Annotated in this window: 17 protein-coding genes and 10 pseudogenes; 13 read left to right on the top strand and 14 right to left on the bottom strand. The window is 64.0% G+C overall.

Annotated elements, in window-relative coordinates; translation table 11 throughout:
• Positions 1-36: 36 nt before the first annotated feature.
• Positions 37-543, bottom strand: coding sequence for a hypothetical protein (locus G6N41_RS18685; protein WP_231608586.1), 507 nt, complete (start codon positions 541-543; stop codon positions 37-39).
• A gap of 269 nt (positions 544-812) precedes the next feature.
• On the opposite strand from G6N41_RS18685, the pseudogene G6N41_RS18680 reads away from it, so the two are divergent.
• From G6N41_RS18680 to G6N41_RS18630, 11 genes and pseudogenes are all read left to right on the top strand, one after another.
• Positions 813-1316: pseudogene (locus G6N41_RS18680) on the top strand (LLM class flavin-dependent oxidoreductase); the annotation flags it as partial.
• A 47-nt stretch (positions 1317-1363) separates the two neighbouring features.
• Positions 1364-2235: pseudogene (locus tag G6N41_RS18675) on the top strand (IS5 family transposase).
• On the top strand, positions 2189-2689 hold the full coding sequence (locus G6N41_RS18670; RefSeq protein ID WP_231608584.1) for an LLM class oxidoreductase: 501 nt from the start codon (positions 2189-2191) through the stop codon (positions 2687-2689). Before G6N41_RS18675 ends, G6N41_RS18670 begins: the two are co-directional and overlap by 47 nt.
• 79 nt (positions 2690-2768) lie before the next feature.
• Positions 2769-3613 (top strand): annotated as a pseudogene (locus tag G6N41_RS18665) (alpha/beta fold hydrolase).
• 52 nt (positions 3614-3665) lie between these two features.
• A complete protein-coding gene (locus G6N41_RS18660) occupies positions 3666-4238 on the top strand; it encodes a chorismate mutase (protein ID WP_231608583.1) in 573 nt (190 codons plus the stop codon).
• 118 nt (positions 4239-4356) lie between these two features.
• The gene (locus G6N41_RS18655) at positions 4357-4770 is read left to right on the top strand and encodes a transglycosylase family protein (protein WP_012394479.1); all 414 of its coding nucleotides are present in this window, start codon (positions 4357-4359) and stop codon (positions 4768-4770) included.
• Between the two features lie 55 nt (positions 4771-4825).
• Positions 4826-5284, top strand: coding sequence for an SRPBCC family protein (locus G6N41_RS18650; protein ID WP_015355538.1), 459 nt, complete (start codon positions 4826-4828; stop codon positions 5282-5284).
• 14 nt (positions 5285-5298) lie between these two features.
• A complete protein-coding gene (locus tag G6N41_RS18645; protein ID WP_198965346.1) occupies positions 5299-6132 on the top strand; it encodes an SDR family oxidoreductase in 834 nt (277 codons plus the stop codon).
• A 41-nt stretch (positions 6133-6173) separates the two neighbouring features.
• Positions 6174-6596, top strand: coding sequence for a lipoprotein LpqH (locus G6N41_RS18640; RefSeq protein ID WP_198965345.1), 423 nt, complete (start codon positions 6174-6176; stop codon positions 6594-6596).
• 110 nt (positions 6597-6706) lie between these two features.
• Positions 6707-8023: pseudogene (locus tag G6N41_RS18635) on the top strand (cytochrome P450).
• 118 nt (positions 8024-8141) lie between these two features.
• Positions 8142-8585 (top strand): limonene-1,2-epoxide hydrolase family protein, encoded by a 444-nt coding sequence (locus G6N41_RS18630; RefSeq protein WP_198967917.1) that lies wholly within the window; start codon positions 8142-8144, stop codon positions 8583-8585.
• A gap of 71 nt (positions 8586-8656) precedes the next feature.
• Here the strand turns inward: G6N41_RS18630 and G6N41_RS18625 are convergent, their stop codons facing one another.
• From G6N41_RS18625 to G6N41_RS18595, 7 genes and pseudogenes are all read right to left on the bottom strand, one after another.
• Complete coding sequence (locus G6N41_RS18625; protein ID WP_231608582.1) at positions 8657-9514, bottom strand: condensation domain-containing protein; 858 nt, start codon at positions 9512-9514, stop codon at positions 8657-8659.
• Between the two features lie 20 nt (positions 9515-9534).
• Positions 9535-10406 (bottom strand): annotated as a pseudogene (locus G6N41_RS18620) (IS5 family transposase).
• A 46-nt stretch (positions 10407-10452) separates the two neighbouring features.
• Positions 10453-10866 (bottom strand): condensation domain-containing protein, encoded by a 414-nt coding sequence (locus tag G6N41_RS18615; RefSeq protein ID WP_198965344.1) that lies wholly within the window; start codon positions 10864-10866, stop codon positions 10453-10455.
• Positions 10820-11722, bottom strand: a complete 903-nt coding sequence (locus G6N41_RS18610; protein ID WP_407663644.1) for an IS5 family transposase — start codon at positions 11720-11722, stop codon at positions 10820-10822. The genes G6N41_RS18615 and G6N41_RS18610 overlap by 47 nt, the downstream gene beginning before the upstream one ends.
• A 19-nt stretch (positions 11723-11741) precedes the next feature.
• Positions 11742-14985: pseudogene (locus G6N41_RS30095) on the bottom strand (non-ribosomal peptide synthetase); the annotation flags it as partial.
• A gap of 197 nt (positions 14986-15182) precedes the next feature.
• Positions 15183-15995 carry an IS21-like element helper ATPase IstB gene (gene istB, locus G6N41_RS18600; protein WP_198965343.1) on the bottom strand — a complete coding sequence of 271 codons (813 nt, stop codon included), beginning with the start codon at positions 15993-15995 and terminating at the stop codon, positions 15183-15185.
• Positions 15992-16252, bottom strand: a pseudogene (locus G6N41_RS18595) (IS21 family transposase); the annotation flags it as partial. The pseudogene G6N41_RS18595 and the gene istB, both read right to left, overlap by 4 nt.
• A 46-nt stretch (positions 16253-16298) precedes the next feature.
• Here G6N41_RS18595 and G6N41_RS18590 point away from each other — a divergent pair.
• A pseudogene (locus tag G6N41_RS18590) lies at positions 16299-17172 on the top strand (IS5 family transposase).
• Positions 17173-17183: 11 nt separating this feature from the next.
• Here the strand turns inward: G6N41_RS18590 and istA are convergent.
• The 4 genes and pseudogenes from istA to G6N41_RS18570 form a co-directional block, all read right to left on the bottom strand.
• Positions 17184-18445 (bottom strand): annotated as a pseudogene (gene istA, locus G6N41_RS18585) (IS21 family transposase); the annotation flags it as partial.
• A gap of 660 nt (positions 18446-19105) precedes the next feature.
• Positions 19106-20512 (bottom strand): amidase, encoded by a 1407-nt coding sequence (locus tag G6N41_RS18580; RefSeq protein ID WP_198965342.1) that lies wholly within the window; start codon positions 20510-20512, stop codon positions 19106-19108.
• On the bottom strand, positions 20509-21663 hold the full coding sequence (locus tag G6N41_RS18575) for an amidohydrolase family protein (RefSeq protein WP_198965341.1): 1155 nt from the start codon (positions 21661-21663) through the stop codon (positions 20509-20511). Before G6N41_RS18575 ends, G6N41_RS18580 begins: the two co-directional genes overlap by 4 nt.
• A gap of 3 nt (positions 21664-21666) precedes the next feature.
• Complete coding sequence (locus G6N41_RS18570; RefSeq protein ID WP_198967915.1) at positions 21667-23019, bottom strand: type I glutamate--ammonia ligase; 1353 nt, start codon at positions 23017-23019, stop codon at positions 21667-21669.
• A gap of 98 nt (positions 23020-23117) precedes the next feature.
• Here G6N41_RS18570 and G6N41_RS18565 point away from each other — a divergent pair.
• Positions 23118-23991, top strand: a pseudogene (locus G6N41_RS18565) (IS5 family transposase).
• 10 nt (positions 23992-24001) lie between these two features.
• On the opposite strand, the gene G6N41_RS18560 reads toward G6N41_RS18565, so the two are convergent.
• Entirely contained in the window at positions 24002-24496 is a 495-nt protein-coding gene (locus G6N41_RS18560; RefSeq protein ID WP_012394469.1) for a carboxymuconolactone decarboxylase family protein, read from the bottom strand.
• Positions 24497-24937: 441 nt separating this feature from the next.
• Positions 24938-25417, bottom strand: a complete 480-nt coding sequence (bfr, locus tag G6N41_RS18555; protein WP_012394468.1) for a bacterioferritin — start codon at positions 25415-25417, stop codon at positions 24938-24940.
• Positions 25418-25470: the final 53 nt, after the last annotated feature.

The following is a 25470-nucleotide window of genomic DNA, read 5'->3' as shown; positions in this document are numbered from 1 at the left end:
GGCCCGTCAAGCCCAGCGGTCTTTTCTGGCGTTGTCCTACCGGAGCGGGCCGAACTGGTCGCTGATATCGGTCCATCCCATCGTGTCGCGGCGGTGATCTGTGGTGTTGCGGCACGGACCGTAGAGGCGTAGGACTCCCATGGTGGGGTCATCGCGGTGCCGATACAGAACGGCTGTCGTGTCGTCCCTGGTCAAGGTCCTGCCGAACACGTGTTCAGCGGGTGGTCGTCCCTCGGTCCATCCGTGCTGGACCAGCGTGCCCGCCACCGCGCGAAAGTAGGTATCTGCGTGGGCGTCGACGGGCAAGGTGAAGGTCAGATAGATCGCGCCCTGATAGGGCGGATCCTCGCGGTTCTTGCAGGACATCAAGAGGTAACCCGCGGCGATCGGCCGTAGCCCGGCGACGGCGACGAGTCCTCTGGCCGATTCAACGACGTGGGCTTCGGTCGCAGCGCCGGAAAGTGGGTTGCCGGAATGGTCGATGGCGCCGGCAGACGACGACTTACGGCTGTCCACCAGCAGCACGGCTGCGCCGAGGAGCAAGCAGGTAGCCAGGGTGCTGGCTACGGCGAATCGAAGCTGGCTCCTGCCGAGCCACTGTCTGCTTGTGTCGTTGCGCTGGATCATCGGTGGGGCATCTGTTTCCCGTGGCGCCATGGTTGGGTGTCTGTCGCTGCGGCTGATTATCGTTGGTCGCGGTAGCGGTTGCACCCGTCAAACGGGTCTCGGTGCACCCAAGACCCCACCTTGTGACGTTGCGCTTGCCGCGAACACGCTGGTTGGCCCTGCTCCCGGCTGGCAGTGTCACCCCCGTGCCCGAATTCCGGTTCTCGTTCAACGTGTTTCGCATCGATCCGGTACACACGTTCATCGAAACGTGCCGACGCGCCGAACAATGGGGGTATGACGCCGTCTTCGCTGCCGACCACCTCGGAATCGCAGCACCCTTCATGACCCTGGTCGCCGCAGCAGCCGCCACCGATCGGATGCGGGTCGGCACCTTGGTGCTCAACGCGCCATGGTGGAACCCGGCGTTGCTGGCTCGCGATATCGCGACCACCGACGTCGTGACCGGGGGCCGGCTCGAGGTCGGTCTGGGTGCCGGGTATATGAAATGGGAGTACGACCAGGCGGACATCCCATTCCCGTCATTCACGATACGAACCGCTCGGTTGCGCCAGACCATCGAAGAACTCGCCAGCCGGTTCGCCGAGGACGGGTTCGCCCAACAAGCTGAACTACGCGAAGCCCACAACATTGCGGTACTGCGCCCGACCCAGCGGCGGGGATTCGGCGGCTACGGTCCACCCCTGCTAGGGCGTGTCTGCTTAATGTGAATGGTGTTTTGGCTGATGCTGTTTGGGTGATGCGGACGCATGCGATTTCTGATGATTTGTGGTCGCTGATCGTGGCGGTGTTGCCTGCGGGGCGGCGGCGTGGCCGGCCGTGGAACGATCATCGACGTACTCTGGAGGGCATTATCTGGCGTTACCGTACGGGATCTCCGTGGCGTGACCTGCCCGAGCACTTCGGTCCCTGGCAATCGGTGGCCGAGAGGCATCTACGCTGGTCGGTCGATGGCATCTACGCGCGGATCTTCGCGGCGATCGCCTCTGACCTCGACGCCGAGGACGCCGACCTGGGCGCACTGTTGTCGGTCGATTCGACCAGTGTGCGCGCCCACCAACACGCAGCCGGAGCGCCCCGGGCGCCGCACAGGGGGATCTGTCGAATTACAAGAAATATCTCCATGAGCCCGATGACCACGCCATTGGGCATTCCCGCGGCGGGCTGACTACCAAGATCCACGCCTTGACCGACCAGCTGTGCAGTCCGGTCACCCTGGCACTGTCGGCCGGTCAAGCCGGTGATAATCCGATGCTTTGGCCATTGCTGGCCGCCCGGTGCAGCAACTCATACGCCCCGTTTCGCCTGCTGGCGGACAAGGCGTACTCCTATGACTCGACGCGGGCACAGCTGCGCCGGCTCAAGATCGCCCATACCATCCCCGAGCGCAGCGACCAGATCACCCGCCGCAAAGCCAAAGGCCGCAACAGAGGACGGCCTCCGGGGTTCTCAGGCCGAATCTACAAGCACCGTAACACCGTCGAGCGAAGCTTCAACCGGCTCAAACACTGGCGCGCGGTCGCCACCTGCTACGACAAATACGCCCTGACCTACCTCAGCGGTGCCACCCTGGCCGCCATCATCACCTACCACCGCGTCCGCAATTAGCAGACAGGACCTAGTCGGCGGCACCGGTGATCAGGTGCTGCGACTTGCCGCGCAATACGCCGATACGGTCAGCATCGCGTGCCTGTACCAGTTCAAAGGACGGCCCCCGGGGACGATGCGACTGGCCACCGTAGCCGAGATCGAGCAACGGGTCGCCTACGTGCGTCGGTGTGCCGGAGCTGCCAGACACCCGGAGTTACACACGTTGATTCAAGAGGTCGTGTTGACCGATGACCGTAGGAAAGTCGCCGGCATGCTCGCCGCCAAGTATGGCAACCTGCTAACCGCCAACGAAATCCTGCAATCCCCAACGCTTCTCATCGGTACAGTTGAGCAGATAGCGCGGCAGCTGCGCGCGAATCGGGAACGATACGGCTTCACTCACTACACCATCCCCCAGCCCCATGTGGCGGCCTTCGCCCCGGTCATCACCGTGCTTGGTGACCTGAACTAGCGCCACCATTGACTTTCATGCAGGATGCACGATACTTACGTACTGGCAGTACGTAAGTATCCGCGAAGGAGTGGCACCGATGGAACAGGTCACGCTGAGTCAGGCGACAATCGCCTACCGAGTGCTCGGACCCGAAAACTCCCCACATCCCCCGGTGCTATTCGTCCACGGCATTCTCGTCGATGAGCGCCTGTGGTCCGCCGTAGCCGAAGGGCTTGCCGCGATGGGGTTTCGGTGCATCCTGCCCACCTGGCCGCTGGGTTCCCACACGATCCCGGCTAACGAAGGCGCTGACCTCTCCCCCGCCGGGATCGCGGAGATGATTCACGAGTTCATGGTCGCCCTTGATCTCGCCGACGTGACCTTGGTGGGCAACGACACCGGTGGCAGCCTGTGTCAGCTGGCGATCGATGCCCACCCGGATCTGGTCGGTCGCTTGGTGCTCACCAACTGCGATGCCTTCGAGACTTTTCCACCGTTTCCGTTTCCGGCCGTATTCGCGATGCTTCGGGGCCAAGATCGATCAAGGCGCTGTTTGCGGCGATGGGGTTGCGGCCGTTGCGGCACTCCCCGCTCGGGTTCGGCCTGCTGTTGAACAAGCCATACGCCGCGCTGACGGCGTCGTGGTTGCAGCCCTGCCGCACAGACGCTCGCATCTGCGATGACCTGGCCACGCTGCTTCGACATGTCGCCGCCACCGATCTGACCGAGGTGTCGACGCGGTTTGCCCAGTTCACCAAACCGGTGACGCTGGTCTGGGGCATGGGAGACCGGTGCTTCAAGCCGACGCTGGCTCGCCGCATGGCCCAGCTCTTCCCGGACGCGTCGATCATCGAGGTACCGGGTTCGAAAACCTTTGTCGCTCTCAATGAGCCGGCGGCGGTGATCAACGCGATCAGCACTGTTGGCGCACACCACGGCTGACATGCTGTGATGAGGCGTGGTTTTTCCTGCGCGCCGATCGACTCGGCATCGGTTGGGCGTCGGGCTCGGCGGGGCGGCCGCCCTGCTTGCGGTGGCGCTGGGCGCGCCCGGGCAGGTGCGGGCCGACAGTGCCAGCCCGCTGACCACCTTGGTCGACGCGGCGGCGCAGCGGTTGGCCGTGGCAGACCCGGTGGCGGCCTTCAAGTGGCATGCTCGCGTGGCCATTGAGGACCCGGACGGCGTCCAGCAACAACTCGCCAAGCTGGGCGATGCGGCCCGCGCCGCACAGGTCGACCCCAACTACGTCACCCGGTTGTTTGGCGACCAGATCAGCGCGACCGAGGCGATCGAGTACAGCCGCTTCGCGGACTGGAAGTTCGGCTCGGCCGACGTCCCCGCAGCACCCCCCGACCTGTCCGCATCGCGCGCCGAGATCGATGCGCTAAACGATAAGATTTTATCTCAGATAACACTTAATCGCAGTTTGCTGGAGTCGGCGTCCTGCGCGGCCCAACTCGACCTCGCGAGGGCGGGCACGATACGGGCTCGTCAGCTGGACAGCCTCTATCAACGTGCTCTGTTGACCGCAACGAGGTCGTACTGCCCGGCCGGGGACCAAGCCTGAGGTAGCGGCCCGCGAGCGGTTTGCCTCCCTACTCGGTGAATTTCGGTGCGATAGATTTCCAATCTCACAAGATTCTCTAATCGGTAACGCTTTGACTACGTCCGCCGAAAAGTCGGACATGACACACATCGCGAAACCCCTCACCAAGTCCGCGCTCGCCGGTGGATTCGTCGTTGCGTCGATGTCACTGTCCACCGGTGTCGCACAGGCCGATCTGATGAACTGGGAAGCCGTCGCGCAGTGCGAGTCTGGCGGAAACTGGTCGGCCAACACCGGCAACGGCGCCTACGGCGGTCTGCAGTTCAAGCAAGCCACCTGGGAGGAATACGGTGGGGTGGGAAACCCCGCAAGTGCCTCTAAGCAGCAACAAATCGCGATCGCCAACCGAGTTCTGGCAGGACAGGGACCGGCCGCCTGGCCCAAATGTTCGTCCGCCGGTGGATTGCCGCCGGTGCCCGTGGTGTTGCCCAAACCGGTACGTCAGCTCGAGCAGACGGTGACTCAGATCATCTCGATATTCACGCCCCGTTAGGGGAATATCGCTGGTTCGGTTCCATGTGTTACAGCGAGCGTGTTTGGATCGTGTCATGGAGGGTTCAGCGACAGTTCACATGGCAGCCCCGGCGGACAAGATCTGGGATTTGATCGCCGACATCCGCAATACCGGACGATTCTCGCCGGAAACCTTCGAGGCCGAATGGCTCGACGGCGCGACCGGCCCTGCGCTGGGTGCCAGGTTCCGGGGGCATGTTCGGCGTAACGAGATCGGACCGGTTTACTGGACGGTTTGCGAGGTGACGGCCTGCGAGCCAAGTCGCGAGTTCGGGTTTGCTGTGATGATGGGCGACAGGCCGGTCAACAACTGGCACTATCGCCTGGCACCCTCGGGGGGCGGGACCGATGTGACCGAGTCATTTCGGCTCGCGGAGTCTCCGCTGAGCACCGTGTACTACTGGATGTTCGGTGGCTGGCTGCGTAAGCGCCGCAACATTCGGGACATGACCAAGACGCTGAACCGGATCAAAGACGTGGTCGAGGCGGCCTAGGTCGGCGGCGCTCCATGAAATCGGTATTCATCACCGGCGCCGGCAGCGGAATGGGCCGCGAGGGGGCGAAGCTGTTTCACGCCAAAGGCTGGCGGGTCGGCGCGGTGGACCGCGACGGCGCCGGCCTTGACGCGCTGGGCGCCGAACTTGGCACCGAGCGGCTGTGGACCCGCGTTGTTGACGTGACCGACCGGGATGCGTTGGATCGCGCCCTGGCCGATTTCTGCGCCGGTACCAGCCACGGCGGACTCGACATGATGTGGAACAACGCCGGCATCGGCGAAGGCGGATGGTTCGAGGACGTACCCTACGACGCCGCGATGCGCGTCGTCGATGTGAACTTCAAGGCGGTGCTGACCGGGGCTTACGGTGCCCTCCCCTATCTGAGAAAGGCACCGGGAAGTCTGATGTTTTCCACATCGTCGTCGTCGGCCACCTACGGCATGCCACGGCTGGCGGTCTATTCGGCAACCAAGCACGCCGTCAAGGGACTCACCGAAGCGTTGAGCGCCGAATGGCGGCGCCATGGTGTGCGAGTTGCCGACGTGCTGCCCGGGTTGATCGACACCGCGATTCTCACCTCAACTCGGCAGCACTCCGACGCCTCCGCCCCGACCCTGTCCAGCGAGCAGATCCGCGCCGCCGCGCCCAAGAAGGGGATGTTTCGTCTACTGCCGGCATCCAGCGTCGCCGAGGCGGCCTGGCAGGCCTACCAGCACCCGACGCGGCTGCATTGGTACGTGCCGCCAAGCATTCGCTGGATCGATCGGCTCAAGGGCGTCAGTCCGGAATTCGTTCGTAGCCGCATTCTCAAATCCCTACCCACGTTTGGAACAGGACAGCAGTAGAGTCTCGGGCACAGCGCTGGTGTCCACAATGGAGGTGGCTCGTGCAGATTCGGTTGGTCACTGTCACAGGGCTTGCATTGAGCGTGGTCGCTGCCGTCTCCGGGTGCGGGAGCGCGATGACGGTGCCCCGCCAAGCCGCGCACGTGACCATCGACGGCTCCACCCACACGGCACGCCCCGCCGCATGCAGTCAGGAGCAGTCCTACCGGACCATCGACATCGGCGACCGGGACGGCCATGTCCAGGCGGTGGTGCTGATCAGCGGCGAGCGAGTGATTCCGCAGTGGGTGAAGATCCGCAATGTTGACGGGTTCAACGGCAGCTATTGGCAAGGCGGGGTGGGAGAGGCTCAGGTGGACTTTTCCCACGGGACATACACGATCACCGGCAGCGCCTACGGCATCGGCAGCGACAACGCGAACAAGGTGGTGACAACCGACTTCAAGATCGTCGCCGAGTGCTGACCCGTTGGGCTCTGCCTCGGGGCGCGAGCCTCGATTAGCCCTGCGTCGGCGACCTCGACGAGCTTAGTCTGGTCACAAGCGCAATGGCGAGGTCGATCGATGGAGGCGCGGTGAAGGACAAACTGCACTGGTTCGCGATGCACGGGGTAATCCGGGGCATGGCCAATATCGGTCTTCGACGAGGTGAATTGGAGGCTCGGCTGATCGCCGACCCGGCAGTTGCGGCCAACCCGGGACCGTTCCATGACGAGTTGCGCCGCCACGGGCGTATGGTGCGGACCCGCGTCAACTACCTCACCGTTGACTATCAGCTCGCGCACGATGTGCTGCGCTCCGACGACTTCCACACCATCTCGTTCGGCGAAAACCTGCCGGGACCGCTGCGCTGGCTGGAGCGCCGCACCCGCGACGAGCAGCTGCATCCGCTGCGGCCGCCGTCGCTGTTGGCCGTCGAGCCGCCCGATCACACCCGATACCGCGAGACGGTGTCGGCAGTTTTCACCTTCCGAGCGGTTGCCGCGCTACGCGATCGGGTCGAGCAGACCGCGAACAGTCTGTTGGATCAACTCGCGTAGCGGCCCGGTGTTGTCGACGTGGTGGGCCAGTACTGTTCCCAGCTCCCGATCATGGTGATCAGCGAAATCCTCGGTGTTCCAGAACAAGACCGCGGCCGAGTGCTGGAATACGGCGAATTGGCAGCGCCTAGCCTGGATATCGGGGTCCCCTACCGGCAGTACCGGCGCATACAGCAGGGCATAACGGGATTCAACTCGTGGCTGACGGCACACCTCGAGCAGTTGCGTCGAAACCCCGGCGACGACCTGATGAGTCAGTTGATCCGGGTCGCTGAAAGTGGTGATGCTGGGACATATCTCGATGAATCCGAACTGCGCGCGGTTGCTGGGCTGGTGTTGGTTGCGGGCTTCGAGACCACAGTCAACCTGTTGGGCAACGGAATTCGGATGCTGCTGGATGCCCCCGAGCAACTGGAGACACTGCGTCAGCGTCCGGAACTATGGCCGAACGCGGTCGAAGAGATCCTGCGGCTGGATTCACCAGTCCAGCTCACCGCCCGGGTGGCCCGCACCGATGTCTAGATAGCGAGCTGGCCAATCAATCGCGGCGAAATGGTGGTGGCTTATCTGGCTGGAGCTAACCGCGACCCGGCGGTATTCCCGAACCCGCACCGTTTCGACGTCGAACGCGCTAATGCCGGAGGGCATCTCGCATTCTCCACGGGTCGTCATTTCTGTCTTGGTGCGGCTCTGGCCCGGGCCGAGGGAGAGGTTGGGTTGCGGACGTTCTTCGAGCGCTTCCCCGACGTTCGGGCCGCCGGCGCGGGAAGTCGCCGCGACACCCGCGTGTTGCGGGGCTGGTCGACGTTGCCGGTCACGCTCGGACCGGCCCGTGCGCTGGCCGCCTCCTAGCGGACCGCGAGGGCGTGTCCGTCGGTCGCGTTGAGGGCGCCAATTGGCATCGGCGCAGCGTGGTGGTTGACAGCCCAAGAGGGACCAAGTGTTATTGGCCGTTATGGCAGAACTTTCTTTGATTTCGGTTGGCGATACGGTGCGTGGGATGTGGCACGCGCTGTCTTGGAGGGACTGGGATGGCGTCAAGACGTTTTTGTCGCCGGACTGCCTGTATGTGGACATGCCGGTTCCCGCGCTGTCGGCGCGCGGTCCGGACGACATCGTCACGCGGCTGAAGCTCGGGCTGGAACCCCTGGTCGGCTACGAGAACCACGACGGAATGATGCTGTCCAGCGGTTCCGATGTCATGTATGAGCACTCCGAGACCTGGACGTTCGCGACCGGTGAGCAGGGGCTGCTGAGGTTCGTTACCGTCCATCAAGTCGTCGACGGGAAAATCACCGTGTGGAAAGACTATTGGGACTTCAACAGCCTGGTGGCCTTTGCGCCGCCGCAGCATTTTGAGAACCTTGGCTCGGCAGATCAGGGCTGGATATTCGACGCGAGCAGCCTGGTCTAGCAACCGGTTGATGTCGCCGGTGACTACCGGTGGGGTCTAACGCGCCGACCACCAGCACAGCCGCCAGAGGACTAGGGCAGCCGGTCGAGGTCAGGGAGCGACGACAACTGCCGCCGCGGGTTGGCGGTCACCACCGTTAGGAGCCTCTCCAACCGGTCGGTAATGGCTTCGATCACCGTAGGAGTGAACATGGCGGTGCGGTATTCGACGACTCCGCTGATCCCGGCGGGCTCACCGCTCTCGGTGAACTGCTCGGTCAGGGACAACAAGAAGTTCATCCGTGCCGCCCCGGTGTGCACCGGGGCTTCGGTGATGTCCAGCTCGCCCAGTGCCAGCTCGGCCGGTTTGTTGTTTTGCCAGGCCAGCATGACTTGGGCCAAGGGGCCAGCGGGTGACGAGCGGGCGGCGTTGATCTGGTCTACCAGAACGCCATAGGGCATGTCTTGATGGTCGAGTGCTTGCAGACTGCGGGTACGCACCTGGTCGAGCAGGTGTGCGAAATCCAGGTCGGGGGCCACCGCAATGCGCAATAGCACCGTGTTGACGAACACGCCGACCAACTCATCGAGCGAGGGGTGACGGCGACCGGCGACCGCTATTGCCACCACGATGTCGTTGCTGACGGCCAGTTGTGAGAGCAGCGCGGTAAAGCCCGCCTGGACGACCATGAAGCTGGTGGCGTGCTGTGCGCGCGCCAACTCGGTTATCTGGCGGTGCAATGCCGCCGGCCAGCGCACGGCCAGCGTGTCGCCGCGAGTGTCGTACGAGGTGGCATCGGGTTGCCCGGGCGATAGCTCGAGATGCGTGGGCATGTCCGCAAGCGTCTTCTGCCAGTACCGAAGTTCCGCGGCGATCATGCTGTCGGGATCCGCCGGGTCCCCCAGGTACGCGCGTTGCCACAAGGCGTAGTCGATGTATTGGATGGGCAACGGCTCCTAGGTCCTGTCTGCTAATTGCGGACGCGGTGGTAGGTGATGATGGCGGCCAGGGTGGCACCGCCGAGGTAGGTCAGGGCGTATTTGTCGTAGCGGGTGGCGACCGCGCGCCAGTGTTTGAGCCGGTTGAAGCTTCGCTCGACGGTGTTGCGGTGCTTGTAGATTCGGCCTGAGAACCCCGGAGGCCGTCCTCTGTTGCGGCCTTTGGCTTTGCGGCGGGTGATCTGGTCGCTGCGCTCGGGGATGGTGTGGGCGATCTTGAGCCGGCGCAGCTGTGCCCGCGTCGAGTCATGGGAGTACGCCTTGTCCGCCAGCAGGTGATACGGGGCGTATGAGTTGCTGCACCGGGCGGCCAGCAGTGGCCAAAGCATCGGATTATCACCGGCTTGACCGGCCGACAGTGCCAGGGTGACCGGACTGCACAGCTGGTCGGTCAAGGCGTGGATCTTGGTAGTCAGCCCGCCGCGGGAACGCCCAATGGCGTGGTCATCGGGCTCATCGAGATATTTCTTGTAATTCGACAGATCCCCTGTGCGGCGCCCGGGCGCGCTCCGGCTGCGTGTTGGTGGGCGCGCACACTGGTCGAATCGACCGACAACAGTGCGCCCAGGTCGGCGTCCTCGGCGTCGAGGTCAGAGGCGATCGCCGCGAAGATCCGCGCGTAGATGCCATCGACCGACCAGCGTAGATGCCTCTCGGCCACCGATTGCCAGGGACCGAAGTGCTCGGGCAGGTCACACCACGGAGATCCCGTACGGTAACGCCAGATAATGCCCTCCAGAGTACGTCGATGATCGTTCCACGGCCGGCCACGCCGCCGCCCCGCAGGCAACACCGCCACGATCAGCGACCACAAATCATCAGAAATCGCATGCGTCCGCATCACCCAAACAGCATCAGCCAAAACACCATTCACATTAAGCAGACACGCCCTAGCCGGGGGCCTGCCCGTCGCATCGGCTGCGGTAGGCCACGTCGAGATCGGCCGCCAGCGGGGCCAGTGACCAGCCGTCAGCGGCAATATGGTGCAGCACGAGAACCAGCAGGTATTGATCGTCGGCCCGGCGATAGAGCCGGACCAGTAGCGGCAGCCGGCTGGCCAGGTCGAAGCTGTGGCGGGCTTGGGTCGAAACGACGTCACGCAGCTGACCCGGCGTCCAGGTGGTGGCGTCGATGACCTCCCAGCACAGGTCCACCGCTTCGGGCGCCAAGACGACTTGGTGCGGTTCACCGTCCACGGCGGGATAAACGGTGCGCAACGGTTCGTGACGACAAACAACATCGACTAGGTCCTGTCTGCTAATTGCGGACGCGGTGGTAGGTGATGATGGCGGCCAGGGTGACACCGCCGAGGTAGGTCAGGGCGTATTTGTCGTAGCAGGTGGCGACCGCGCGCCAGTGTTTGAGCCGGTTGAAGCTTCGCTCGACGGTGTTGCGGTGCTTGTAGATTCGGCCTGAGAACCCCGGAGGCCGTCCTCTGTTGCGGCCTTTGGCTTTGCGGCGGGTGATCTGGTCGCTGCGCTCGGGGATGGTATGGGCGATCTTGAGCCGGCGCAGCTGTGCCCGCGTCGAGTCATGGGAGTACGCCTTGTCCGCCAGCAGGCGATACGGGGCGTATGAGTTGCTGCACCGGGCGGCCAGCAATGGCCAAAGCATCGGATTATCACCGGCTTGACCGGCCGACAGTGCCAGGGTGACCGGGCTGCACAGCTGGTCGGTCAAGGCGTGGATCTTGGTAGTCAGCCCGCCGCGGGAACGCCCAATGGCGTGGTCATCGGGCTCATCGAGATATTTCTTGTAATTCGACAGATCCCCCTGTGCGGCGCCCGGGGCGCGCTCCGGCTGCGTGTTGGTGGCGCGCACACTGGTCGAATCGACCGACAACAGTGCGCCCAGGTCGGCGTCCTCGGCGTCGAGGTCAGAGGCGATCGCCGCGAAGATCCGCGCGTAGATGCCATCGACCGACCAGCGTAGATGCCTCTCGGCCACCGATTGCCAGGGACCGAAGTGCTCGGGCAGGTCACGCCACGGAGATCCCGTACGGTAACGCCAGATAATGCCCTCCAGAGTATGTCGATGATCGTTCCACGGCCGGCCACGCCGCCGCCCCGCAGGCAACACCGCCACGATCAGCGACCACAAATCATCAGAAATCGCATGCGTCCGCATCACCCAAACAGCATCAGCCAAAACACCATTCACATTAAGCAGACACGCCCTAGGCCTGGCGCAGTGCCTCGGTGTGCAGGATGCCACGCAACTGCAGCACCCAGGGGATGTTGAACACAGCGGAGGGGCCCTGCAGCTGAACGACACTCCACATCCGGTGCTGGGCCGGCGATAGTGGCACCCGCTCGGGCCGCTGGACCGGTGCCAGGGGTATCGAGGCGGCCGATCTCTTGTTGATGTGCGGCACCAGCTCGGCGACGCTGGGTGCATCGAACAACACCAGCACGGACAGGTCTGCGGCCAAAGCGGTGTTGACCGCCGCGACCACGCGCATCGCCAGCAACGAGTCGCCGCCCAAATCGAAGAACGACTGGTCGGCGCCGACCCGTTCCAGCCCGAGGACCCGCGCAAAAATTCCGGCCACGATTTCCTCCACCGGCGTGGTCGGGGCTCGGTAACCGGTGGTGTAGTCCGGAATGGGCAGCGCGGCAACGTCAGGTTGCCGTTGACCGTCAACGGCAACCGCTCGAGCGACATGATGGCCGCCGGAACCATGTAGTGGGGCAGTTGGTCTTTGAGACCGGCACGAACAGCTTCGGGGTCGGCTTGGCCGGTGATGTAGCCCACCAGACGCTTGTCGCCAGGGCGGTCTTCGCGGACGATGACGACCGCATTGTTCACGCTGGGCGACCGCATTAGCGCTGTGGTGATCTCAGCGGGTTCGATGCGATAGCCGCGAATCTTGACTTGGTCGTCCACCCGACCCTTGTAGTGCAGTTGACCGTCAGCACCCCAGCAGGCCAGATCACCGGTCCGGTACATACGGCTGCCCGCGGTTCCCCCGAACGGGCAGGCCACAAAACGCGATGCCGTCAACCCGGAGCGGTGCCAATATTCAAGCCCAACTTGGCTTCCCGCCACATACAGCTCCCCCACCACCCCGGGGGCAGCTGGCGCAACCACGGGTCCAATACGAACAGAGCAGTACCCGGCAGTGGTAGGCCAATGGGAGCGGTCCCGGAACCGGCAACCAGCGGTGCGCTGATGCTGACGCAGACAGTGGATTCGGTTGGGCCGTAGGCATTCACCATCACTCGCCCGGGCGCCCAACGATCCACCACCTCGGCGGTGCAGGGTTCACCGCCGACCACGAGTGTCGTGGCTTCCAGAGCATCGGTTGACAATGCGGCAACCGCCGAGGGGGTTTGGGTCAGCGCGTTGACTCGCTGTTCCAGCAGCAAGTCGTGGAAATCGTTGGGGGAACGAGTTACGTCTTCGCCTACCACGACAAGTCGACCGCCGTGCAGTAACGCGCTCCAGATTTCCCACCCCGTGAAGTCGAATGCGTAGGAGTGGCACTGGGTTACGGCCAGACTGTTCTGGGCGTTCAGTGGGGTGGGTGAGGCCACGAGTTGGGCAATGTTGTGATGGGTGATCGCCACGCCTTTGGGCACGCCGGTGGTGCCGGATGTATACAGCACGTATGCGACGTCGTCGGCGGCTGGCGCGGGCAGCCCCGTGCTGGGTCGGGCGGCAACGGCGGGATCGTCGACATCGATGACCGCCAGGGCGTGGCCGTCCAGACCGCCGGTCAAGTCGCGGACGGTCAGGACAGCCACCGGCTTGGTGTCGTCGAGCAGGAAGGCAACGCGGGCGCGGGGGTGATCCGGGTCGATGGGCAGGTAGGCCGCTCCCACCTTCAGCACTGCCAGGATCGCGATGATGGCTCGTCCGCTGCGTGGAAGCAGCAACGCTACGACGTCGCCACGGCCTATCTCGTGAGAGGCCAACAAGGACGCAAGCCGGTTGCTGGCGGCGTCGAGTTGGCGGTAGCTCAGCACGACGTCTGCGGCTGTAACCGCGACAGCGTCCGGTCTCTGGGCGACGTGGGCGGCGAACAGCTCCGGAATCGACTGGGTAGGAGCAGCGGGGCAGGTCAGCGCGGCGTGGTTACCCCACGTATGGATCCGGCGGCGCTCGAGCTGATCGAGCGGGTCGATTGATGACAACCGCCGCGCCGGATCCGCGGCCATCACCATCAAGAGCCCAGTCAGTCGTTGCGCCAAGGCTGGGCCCTCGAAATCTGATGATGGCGCGCCAGCACCTCCCGTGCTCAAGAGCAGCCGCTGCCCCTCAATCATGACGAACATTCCAAATCGATTGCCGCGGCCAAAGTTTGTATGCACGAGCGAGGCCGGCGCATCACCGAAATGTGGGATCGCCGTCGGCGGGAGCAGGTTCAGCGCGATTCCGCTGAGGGGCCCGCACAACGTGTGTACCGGAAACCGTTGATGTCGTAGGACATCGCGGACCCGCGAATCCGCCTGCGTACACAGCTCAGCAACTGAGGAAGTGGGCGATGTCGGCAACGCCAGCGGAACCACCCCGGCAACCATCCCCGGAATCGTCTTCAACTTGTCGGTGCCGCGCCGGCTCACCGCAAAATCCAGTACCACCTGCGGACCGCCACCATCCCAACCGTGTACCAGTAGCCCACACGCTGCGGTGATGATCGAGGATCGCCTGACGCCTAGCACTGTGGCCAGAACATCAATGCTCTGCGCGGCGGCGGCATCCAGCACCACCGGCGCCGACGCGCCGTAGCGATCGTTCTCATTCCCGGTCTCCGCGGACTGGTATTGGAGCGCTGGGCGGTCCGGGGGCAGATTCTCCCGCCAAAACTACAGGTCTTCTCGATATTTGCGGGACGCCTCGTACTCCAGTTCGGCGCCGACCAGATCGTGCAGCGAACCAAAGGATGCTGCCGGTACTGGCGTGGCAGAGGCGAGCGCCGAGTAGATAACGGCGATTCGACTGACGAACAGCACGGAACTAAATCCGTCGACCACGATGTGATGTAGACAGAAAAACAAGAAGAATTGGTTTGGGCTCGTCCGGAATAACGCAAATCGGAACAACGGCCCGGCCCATGCCATGGGCTGGCGCTGCATCGACGCGGCCAGTTGGTGCGCTTCCCGAACCGGATGTCGCGAGCCGCTCACGTCAACGAGCGGGACAGTAACGGCCGGATAGTCCCGCGGTTTCTGGCAGACCTGTGCGTCGACCTCGAATATCCCGACGCGCAGCGGCTCGAATTCGGCCACCGCCCGCCGGACGGCACGCTCGATGAGGACCGGATCGACCGGGCCGCTGATCACTGCAAAAAAGCTTGTTTGCCAGAGTATTCCCGAGCCGTTGCGCTCTTGGGAGAGGCATATGTCGAGCTGCCCGCGCGTGAGTGCGAGGGACTTCCCATTTGCCGGCACTGCGCGGTGCGGGTCGGTGGGAGCAGACATCAGGTGCCGGTATGGAGCCGAAGCGCGCGGTGGCGATTCCCCAGCTCACCGACATAGACCGAAACGGGCCACCTAGTCTTTCGGCAAGTCGCCACGGTGGTGACGGAGCGTGGTGCCATTTTTCACCTAGGTGTCAATGGCCAAGTTGAAGTATCCGCTGGTGGCCAGATAGAAGTATCCACCCCGGGCGGTAGTTCCTAGGTTGGTGTGGGTTGCTCCTTCCGGTGCTGGGCGTCCTTCATGCGGTAGGAGTCGCCGTCGGTGATGACGAGGCTGGCGTGGTGTAGCAGGCGGTTGAGGATGCTGACTGCGGTGGTCTGCTCGGGCAGGAACCGGCCCCATTGTTCGAAGGGCCAGTGTGACCCGATGGCCAGGCTGCGGCGTTCGTAGGCGCCGGCGACCAAGCGGAACAGCAGTTGGGTACCGGTGTCATCGAGTGGGGCGAAGCCGAGTTCGTCCAAGATGATCAGGTCGACCCGCAGCAGCGATTCGATGATCTTGCCGACGGTGTTGTCGGCCAGGCCGCGGTAGAGGGTCTCGACGAGATCAGCGGCGGTGAAGTAGCGGACCCTGAGCCCGGCGTGGATCGCCGCGGTCCCCAACCCGATCAGGGTGTGGGATTTGCCGGTGCCGGCCGGGCCGATGATCGCCAGGTTCTGTTGGGCCCGTATCCATTCCAGACTCGACAGGTAGTCGAAAACCTTCGGCGGGATCGACGAGGCGGCCACGTCGAAGGACTCCAACGTTTTCGAGACGGGGAACGCGGCGGCCTTGAGTCGGTTGACGATGTTGGAGGCATCCCGGGCGGCCAGTTCGGTCTCGACGAGCGTGCGCAGCACTTCCTCAGGAGTCCAGCGTTGGGTCTTGGCGGTCAGCAAGACCTCGGGTGCGCTGCGCCGCACCGCGGCCAACTTCAACCGCCGCAGCCCGGCATCCAGATCAGCGGCCAGCGGCGGCAACGACGGCGGCGCCACGGGTTCGACGGCAGTCGTTGGTGATGTCGTGGTCATGAGATCACCTCGTCATCGGCTCCGACGGGTCCGATCTTGTAGGCGTCCAGGGAACGCATCGGGGCGACCGGTAGGTCCAGAATCAGCGCATCCCCGGCAGGGCGGGGTTGTGGGGTTCCGGTGCCCGCGGCCAGGATGGAGCGCACGTCGGCGGCCCGGAACCGGCGAAACGCTACCGCCCGGTGCAGCGCCGCGATCAGCGCGTCGGTGCCGTGGGCGACCCCCAGGGCGAGCAGGATCTCCAGCTCTGCGGCTAGGGCGTGTCTGCTTAATGTGAATGGTGTTTTGGCTGATGCTGTTTGGGTGATGCGGACGCATGCGATTTCTGATGATTTGTGGTCGCTGATCGTGGCGGTGTTGCCTGCGGGGCGGCGGCGTGGCCGGCCGTGGAACGATCATCGACGTACTCTGGAGGGCATTATCTGGCGTTACCGTACGGGATCTCCGTGGTGTGACCTGCCCGAGCACTTCGGTCCCTGGCAATCGGTGGCCGAGAGGCATCTACGCTGGTCGGTCGATGGCATCTACGCGCGGATCTTCGCGGCGATCGCCTCTGACCTCGACGCCGAGGACGCTGACCTGGGCGTACTGTTGTCGGTCGATTCGACCAGTGTGCGCGCCCACCGACACGCAGCCGGAGCGCGCTCCGGGCGCCGCACAGGGGGATCTGTCGAATTACAAGAAATATCTCGATGAGCCCGATGACCACGCTATTGGGCGTTCCCGCGGCGGGCTGACTACCAAGATCCACGCCTTGACCGACCAGCTGTGCAGTCCGGTCACCCTGGCACTGTCGGCCGGTCAAGCCGGTGATAATCCGATGCTTTGGCCATTGCTGGCCGCCCGGTGCAGCAACTCATACGCCCCGTTTCGCCTGCTGGCGGACAAGGCGTACTCCTATGACTCGACGCGGGCACAGCTGCGCCGGCTCAAGATCGCCCATACCATCCCCGAGCGCAGCGACCAGATCACCCGCCGCAAAGCCAAAGGCCGCAACGGAGGACGGCCTCCGGGGTTCTCAGGCCGAATTTACAAGCACCGCAACACCGTCGAGCGAAGCTTCAACCGGCTCAAACACTGGCGCGCGGTCGCCACCTGCTACGACGAATACGCCCTGACCTACCTCGGCGGTGTCACCCTGGCCGCCATCATCACCTACCACCGCGTCCGCAATTAGCAGACAGGACCTAGTCGGGTGTTGTCGATCGCCGCGGCGCCGACGAGGAATGCCTCGGCGTCCGCGCCGAGGGCGCAGAACTGCTTCTCCACGCTGGTCTTGGGCCGCGGGCCCCGACTCGGTGCCAGCCTTGGCCCGTCGTAGTGCTCATCGAGGATCGACGCTGAGTCTGGGGCGACCAGTTCGTGTTCGGCCACGATCATCCCGGTAGCCGGTTCGACCAGGCAGACCGCGCCGTGATCGACCACCACTGCCACGGTGGTGCCGATCAGCCGGGTGGGTACCGAGTAGCGGGCCGAGCCGTAGCGCACACAGGAGAGTCGGTCGACCTTGCGCAGCACCGTGGGCGCCCCGATCTGTAAGCGCAACGATGGAAGTGGTTGCAGTACTTGGCGTTCGGAGACCAACCGTTCGTCGGGAATCGCCTGAATCTCCGAGTGCGCCAGGGCATTGACCTCGTCGCACCACGCCGCCGCAGCGGCGTTGGCGGCCCGGATGTCGATCGGCACGCCGTCGACAGCGGACTGGGTCAGCAGCGGCACCGCCAGGTCGCGTTGGGCATAGCCGCACAGGTTCTCCACGATGCCCTTGGATTGTGGGTCGTTGGCGTGACAGAAGTCCGGGGCGAACCCGTAATGGGTGGCCAGTCGGATGTAATCCGGGGTCGGGACGACCACATTGGCGACTACCCGCCTTTGAGGCAGGCCATCCGATCAGCCAGCACCCACGCCGGGACCCCGCCGATCGCCGACAGGGTTTCGGCGATCAACGCCAGCGTGGTCGAGGCCTTCTGGTCGGCGGCGAAACGCACGAATCGCCACCGGGAGAATGCCAGCACCGCGCAGAACAGGAACAATCCCGGTGCCGCTTGGGCCCAGTCGATCACCAGGTACTGCCCTGGTGACCATACCGCTGGACGGCGCCCGCAGTGATTGGCGCTGCGCCACAACGTCTTCGCCTCGGCAACAAGACGCCGGAAGTTGCGATCCGAGCCTTGGTAGCCTGCGGTGCGGGCGATCGGCAGCAGCCGCTTGGCCGAGATCCGGCCTCCAGATTTCTCGACACGTTCGGCGACCAGCTCGGCCACCGAATCGTAGTTGTGCCCTCGTTCGGCCCGCCGTGCCGGCGGTATGCCGGCCTGGTCGGCCTCGAATTTGTCGATGATCTTCTTGACGGTGCGATGCGTGGTGCCGCACGCGTCGGCGGCGGCCCGGTACGACCCGAGCTGTTGATCGGCAGAAATGATGTCCATGCGGTCCTTCACAGACTTCAATGGAACTCCCCGGTGGTGATGGCCATTGGTTGGCGCCTTCACCGTCACCATCGGGGACCACAGTTCCTGATCGACACGACGAACACGGGGTGGATACTTTTATCTGGCCAAAACTGGATACCTCGACTTGGCCACCAGTGGCTACTTTTTCATGGCCACGGACACTAGGTCATCGCAACCAATGTCCGAGTTTGCTGCACATTTCGGATACAACAATGGCTGTGCACTGAAGTCGTCAATACGCAGTGGTAGAAGTTTACACGCGCAACCACTTCATCAGTATTCGCTGGCGCGCGGGATTTGCAGGGGGGCGATGTCGTCTCGGCGCCGGAACAGCGCGGCCGTAGTCGCGCCGCTGGCCGTGTCCCCCGATCTGGGGACACGACTTCCCCCGTACAGGGGGCGAGCATTCCGGTGCAATTGACACCCGTTCGGGGGATGTTGTGCTACCCAAAAACCGGAAAGCTTTGCATCAAAGTTGGCGAGCGCATCCGGCGATTCGTCTGTATCCACCAGAGGAGGCCAGTCGAATGGCGCACGAAATTCTGTTCTGCGAGGTTGAGGTTGCTCACAGCGCTCCTGCTTTCCACGTCGAGGGCATCACCGACTAAGACTCTCGGTAGCGTCGCCAATCACTTCGTGTGGTGAACTAGGCGACCGTCAGGTCACCAGCAGCCCCGGGGCTTGCCATCCGCCGAATATCGCCTCGAGGTGGCTCGCTACCGCCAGTGCCGTGCCGTCGTGCCATGGCCGGGCCGCGACTTGAACGCCGATGGGCAAGCCGCCTGGCGATGTTCCGCACCGGACCACCGCAGCGGGCCATCCGGTGAGGTTATGCACCATCAAATGCGAAAAATCGCTGATCTCGACCAGGCCGTGGTGGTGCGGCTTTGCCGGGGTGGGCATGGCCGGGCCGATGATTACGTCGTAGTCGGCCATAAATGCCAGCATCTGGATGCGGTAGTGGTCGATATCGACCAGGCGGCGTCGGGCTTCGGTGAGCGAGAAGTCGACTTGGCGGGCCTGCGCCGTGAACTCGGCCAGCTCTTCGGACGGCGCTGTGGTGCCGATGGCCCCCAGGTCCTCTTCAAATCCCCGGCCCCGGTCGCCCCCTAGGAATATCGACGTCCACAGCAGGTCTGTGGTGCGATTCAGGCAGGGCGGCACGGCGTGATCGATGACGGCGACCACCTCCCGTAACGCTTCGACCGCCACCGTGACGACCGCCGCAACCTCTTCGGAGGGTGGCGAAATGCCGTCATCGAGATAGGCGGCCACTCGCAGAGTGCCCAGTTCGACATCGTCCGGGCTGCCCAGCGGAGCCGGCGCCGTATACGGGTCCGCGAGATCTGGGCCATTCATGATCGACAGGCCCAGAAACAGATCTCTAACCGATCGGGCCAGCGGCCCGTAGCACACGAACGGGCTGAAAACTCCTAGAGCATCGCCGAATACGCTCCCGGTGCGTGGGATCCGGCCGTGCGTGGGCTTCAGCCCGGCTATGCCGGTGTTGTGGTATGGCTGCCGGATGCTGCCACCGCCATCGGACCCCACGCTCAACGCGGCCCCGCCGGCGGCGACGAGCGCGGCCGAACCTCCACTGCTGCCGCCGGGAGTCCTGGTGAGGTCGTAGGGATTGTTGGTCCGCCCATACAGGTTGTTGTTCGATTCCCGGCCACGGCTCATCTCCGGGACGTTGGTCATCCCCAACACGATCGCCCCTTGGGCCCGCAGCCGCGACACCACGGTAGCGTCGGTGTCCGCCACGGCGCGCAAGCCTGGACTGCCACCGGAGCACGCCAGCCCGGCCACTTGCATGACGTCCTTGATCACCACCGGCAGACCGTGGGCCGCGCCCAGCGGGGCGCCTCGCGCGGCGCACTCGTCGGCGTGGTCGGCTTGCCGCAAGCTGCGCTCCGGATGGTCGGCTTCAACCAGCGCGTTGAGTGCCGGATTGACGGCCCGAATCCGTGCCAGATGCTGCTGGATGACTTCTCGACACGATACCGAGCCGGTGCTCATCAGGCCGACCAACTCGTGGGCGCTCAGGTTGCACAACTCGGTCATGAATTCTCGCTCATCGTTTGATTGGCCTTCTGGTCAAGTCGGTATATGCGGGCCGCATTGCCGCGCCCTATGAGGTCGACGACGCGGATCGCGTCGGCTTCGGCCCAGTCGCCGCTTTGCACAAAGCCGTGTAGAACGCGGTGAATGCCTCTGCGCCACAAAGCCGCTCCCAGGTAGTGGAGTTCGGCGGGGCCGAAACCGTCCGAGGAGTACACGATTTTTCGCAACGGCGCCAATTCCATTAGCCGGCCGATGAACTCCGGCGCTCGCGCCCCAAGGTAGTTGACGGTCAGGCCGCCATCAACGAAGACGTTGTTGAAAGCCTGTGCAAGATATCCGGCTTCGCGCTCGTAAGGGTAGCAATGCAGCAGCACGATCTGGGTTTCGCCGGACTGGCGCAGGAAATCAAGCAGATACAGCGGATTGGTGTTGTGCAGATCGCAGTCCCGGTCGCCGAAGCCGACGTGCAGCTGCAGCGGTTTACCCAGTCGCAGCGCCTGATGGAGCCCGAATCGCAACAGAACACGGTCACTCAACCGGGTTCCACCGCAGTCCCGCCACCGCCTGGCGGCTTGGGCAACCTGGGCCGGTGAGGGCTCGGCCAAGTCGCCGACGAATCCGCCCCGGTACGCCAGGATTGACTTGGTGCCAACGGCCGTTGCCATACGTTGGTGTAAGAGTTCTTGGAATGCCAAGGCATAGTCGCCCGGCGCCTGCGCGGCCTGTTCGGCCACCTGCTCGAGTCGGACCACCTCGTGAGCACGGCCCCGTGACAGCGCACTCAACTCCGCCGGACCGGCTACATCGCCGTTGATGCCGGTATCTACCAGCCAGTCGGTTACCCCGGCGGCCGCCAAGAACCGCTCAGCGAGTTCGGCTTCGCTGAACTGGCTGCGATGTTCCCAATATGTTTGCGGGTCAACGTGTTCAGGCAGGCCCAGGATGGGGCCGCAGTGCTTGCGCAGCGCAAACCCCAGCTGCGAGTCGAACGCCGAGTCAAAGTGGGCAAGTGGTTGTGTGTTCGCCTCGTTGAGGGCGTTTTCGAACCGCGATCTCTCCCCCGCGGTCAACCAGCAGCCGTGCACATGTTGATCGATCAACGCCACATCGCGGATATGTCGGGCCAGCTCCGAAGTAGCGGACTCCGTCACTTGTCACAGGCTCCAGGCCATGCGGAACTTGTTGGCCAGCTGTTCGGGGTTCAGGTCGGTGTAGCGTTCCTGCATCAGTTTGCGGACCGCAACGACAGCGTCGATTGAGGCATCCCCGAGCACGCGCCGCATCGTCTCCGAATTGTCCAGCGCGGTAATAACCTCGCGCGGATCGTCGGGCAGCCGCAAGATGCCGGCGCGGTCGCGATCGGCATCGGAGAGTTTTGCTGGATCAACCACCGTCTCTTGCGGCAGGCTCACTTTCCGCTGGATGCCGTCGAGGGCCAGTCCAAGAATCGCGGCCGATGCGAGGTACGGGTTGGCAGAGGGATCGACGATTTTCACTTCAACGTTGCCGCCATAGGCGGCGCCGGGGACGTGTTTGACGAATCGAACTGCCGCCTCCCGGTTTTCGGTGCCCCAACAGGCATAGGCGCCAGCCCAGTTACCGGGGCGCATGCGCAAGCCGGAGACGATCGATCCGCACAGAATCCCCTGGGCCTCCCGCAGGCCGCGCAGTACACCGGCGACCGCGCCTTCGCCCGCCGTCGTCATAGCGGCCGCGCCGGCGCCCTCTGAGAACATCGGGCCCTCGGCGGTGCTTAGCGAAAAGTGCTGATGCGCGCCGCAACCAACATTGTCGGCAAAGGGTGTTGGGGACAGGCTGACGCGTAGTCCGTGCCGACGGGCGGCGCGGCCGATGATGATCCGTGCCAACACCAGCTGGTCGGCGGCGGTAACCGGGGAATGCGGTGTTAGGGAGATTTCGAATTGGTTGGCGTAGTACTCCGGGTGAAACTGCTCGATCCCGACACCGGCGGCAGTTGCCGAAGCGTTGACGTCCCGCACGAAATGCTCATACTCGAGCACCCCGGCAAGACCATACTGCGCCCACATTGTCGACGGCCGCTGAGTACCGTCCGGGTTGACCACGAGGAATTCGATTTCGTGGCCCACCATCGCCTCGATGCCCGCTTCCTCGAGCGCGGTCTCGATCCGCGCGAGCGTGCCGCGGGTGCACGCGGCAACGGGGGCGCCATCTTGCTCGAAGAAAGCGGCAGGCGCCCAAGCTAATCCGTCTACTATTGCCCGTAGGGCGGACAGGTCGATACGCAGGCGCTGGTCGCCGATGACGCCCACTTCATCACTGAACGCGATACCGCTTTGGTCCACGGCGAAGCCGTGCCACGTCGGACTGGCACCGAGGCCGGGATAGGCGAATGTGTTGGTCCGACGCACCGGCACGGTCTTGGCCAGCGCGAGGCCGGCGGGGTTGATCACGGTGCCGATGACCGTGTCGACGCCCTCGGCCTCCAGCTGAGCGATCGCCGCGGCGGCAAGCGCTGTTGCTGTCATGGCAGTCATTGTGCAGCGCCTTGCCGCCCGGACCGCGTGGACGCGCGGCTAGGGCGTGTCTGCTTAATGTGAATGGTGTTTTTGCTGATGCTGTTTGGGTGATGCGGACGCATGCGATTTCTGATGATTTGTGGTCGCTGATCGTGGCGGTGTTGCCTGCGGGGCGGCGGCGTGGCCGGCCGTGGAACGATCATCGACGTACTCTGGAGGGCATTATCTGGCGTTACCGTACGTGATCTCCGTGGCGTGACCTGCCCGAGCACTTCGGTCCCTGGCAATCGGTGGCCGAGAGGCATCTACGCTGGTCGGTCGATGGCATCTACGCGCGGATCTTCGCGGCGATCGCCTCTGACCTCGACGCCGAGGACGCCGACCTGGGCGCACTGTTGTCGGTCGATTCGACCAGTGTGCGCGCCCACCAACACGCAGCCGGAGCGCGCCCCGGGCGCCGCACAGGGGGATCTGTCGAATTACAAGAAATATCTCCATGAGCCCGATGACCACGCCATTGGGCATTCCCGCGGCGGGCTGACTACCAAGATCCACGCCTTGACCGACCAGCTGTGCAGTCCGGTCACCCTGGCACTGTCGGCCGGTCAAGCCGGTGATAATCCGATGCTTTGGCCATTGCTGGCCGCCCGGTGCAGCAACTCATACGCCCCGTTTCGCCTGCTGGCGGACAAGGCGTACTCCCATGACTCGACGCGGGCACAGCTGCGCCGGCTCAAGATCGCCCATACCATCCCCGAGCGCAGCGACCAGATCACCCGCCGCAAAGCCAAAGGCCGCAACAGAGGACGGCCTCCGGGGTTCTCAGGCCGAATCTACAAGCACCGCAACACCGTCGAGCGAAGCTTCAACCGGCTCAAACACTGGCGCGCGGTCGCCACCTGCTACGACAAATACGCCCTGACCTACCTCGGCGGTGTCACCCTGGCCGCCATCATCACCTACCACCGCGTCCGCAATTAGCAGACAGGACCTAGGCGCGGCTGGGGAGGGTGAGCATGCACGCCTGGCCGATGTCCAAGGTGCGTAGGACCCGCCCCATGCCCACCCACAGCGCACACGACAAGGCCAGGTCGGCAAGCAGTTCTTCGGAGAAATGTTCGGTGGCGCGGCTCCAGAAGTCTTCGTCATCGCGCAATACCGTGTGCTCGGTGGCAAACCGGTAAGCGAATTCGGCTGCCAGCCGCTCCTGTTCGCTGTAGCCGGGCCAGGTACGCCATTCGGCGACATGATCATAGAGTTCCTCGTCGACTCCGGCCGCCGGGCCGTCGGCATCGCGGGTATTGGCGCATACGACGCATTCGTTGTTGTCGGCAATCACAGCACGCGCGAGTTCCCGAGTTCGCAGTGGCAATCGGTTGCTGGTGTACACGGCGCGGCTGAAGGCAGCAAGCGCACCACCGAGCTCGGGTGATTTCTGAATCCAGCCGGCGACGTCATCGTCGGCGAATGTTCCGATGCGGCTCATGGCGCGATGCTACGCCCGCGCTGGCCGGTTTGGTCAGTGCGTTCCGGGCTCAGGGTCCCGTCTTTAGAGATGGCCGTCGATGGCGCAGCCGTTGCCTAAACGCGCTGATCCAGAACTCGACAAGCCCCACGTACGCCGGTGGCCTCGCCGTTCAGACGTATTACCCACCGGGATGCCATCGGCGGTGCGCGCAGTATCCTGGCGCGGCAGCGCCCAACTGCGGCTGCGACGAAATCGCCTCGGCCAAAGGGCTTTCGCATTCACGTCGGGCGGTGGCCGGGCGCACCGGTACGGGGCGATGAACAGGCGAATCGCCGCGACCCGGTTCCGGCAGATGAGGCGGTCAAGCTGGCCGAGAGGTCAGCCAGCCGCACGGGCATGTCATCGGATGGATGTTCGACTAGCCCCGAGCTGCGCCTGGGGACGGACCCACGGCCGGGATCAACTCGGCGGGCGCGAGACGCACTGTGCGGAGTACAGCTCCTCGCCGAGCTTGTTCATCAGCTCCAGCTGGGTCTCCAGGTAGTCGATGTGCTTTTCCTCGTCGGCCACGATGCTCTCGAAAAGCACCGCGCTGGTGCTGTCCTGCTTTTCGCGGCACATGATGATTCCGGGCTTGAGCCGGTTCACCACTTCGTATTCAATCGCAAGATCGGCTTCGAACTGCTCGCGCAGCGTTTGGCCGACTCGCAAGGAGCCGATGCGCTGGTAGTTGGGCAATCCGTCCAGCAACAAGATTCGATCGGTGATCGCCTCGGCGTGGCGCATCTCGTCGAAGGACTCGTCGCGGGTGTGGGCCGCCAACTCGGTAAACCCCCAGTTCTCCTGCATCTTCGAGTGCAAGAAGTACTGGTTGATAGCGGTGAGCTCGCTGGTCAATTGCTCATTGAGCAGGCGCAAAACATCGGGATCACCTTGCATGATCACTCCTAGGGGGTAGCAGGCTGTCATGTCTTACCGCAGCAGGTGAGCTG

It is taken from the genome of Mycobacterium shottsii (genome assembly GCF_010728525.1).
GTDB classification, from domain to species: Bacteria; Actinomycetota; Actinomycetes; order Mycobacteriales; family Mycobacteriaceae; genus Mycobacterium; species Mycobacterium marinum.
The sequence above is the reverse complement of the archived record's forward strand: the minus strand, read 5'-3'. Positions and strand labels throughout refer to the sequence as shown.

Bases quoted from the DNA above. Each gene is read 5' to 3' on its own strand.
- G6N41_RS18655 (WP_012394479.1), top strand. From the start codon at position 4,357: ATGACACACATCGCGAAACCCCTCACCAAGTCCGCGCTCGCCGGTGGA.
- G6N41_RS18650 (WP_015355538.1), top strand. From the start codon at position 4,826: ATGGAGGGTTCAGCGACAGTTCACATGGCAGCCCCGGCGGACAAGATC.
- G6N41_RS18645 (WP_198965346.1), top strand. From the start codon at position 5,299: ATGAAATCGGTATTCATCACCGGCGCCGGCAGCGGAATGGGCCGCGAG.
- istB (WP_198965343.1), bottom strand. From the start codon at position 15,995: ATGACCACGACATCACCAACGACTGCCGTCGAACCCGTGGCGCCGCCG.
- G6N41_RS18580 (WP_198965342.1), bottom strand. From the start codon at position 20,512: ATGACCGAGTTGTGCAACCTGAGCGCCCACGAGTTGGTCGGCCTGATG.
- G6N41_RS18570 (WP_198967915.1), bottom strand. From the start codon at position 23,019: ATGACAGCAACAGCGCTTGCCGCCGCGGCGATCGCTCAGCTGGAGGCC.
- G6N41_RS18560 (WP_012394469.1), bottom strand. From the start codon at position 24,496: ATGAGCCGCATCGGAACATTCGCCGACGATGACGTCGCCGGCTGGATT.
- bfr (WP_012394468.1), bottom strand. From the start codon at position 25,417: ATGCAAGGTGATCCCGATGTTTTGCGCCTGCTCAATGAGCAATTGACC.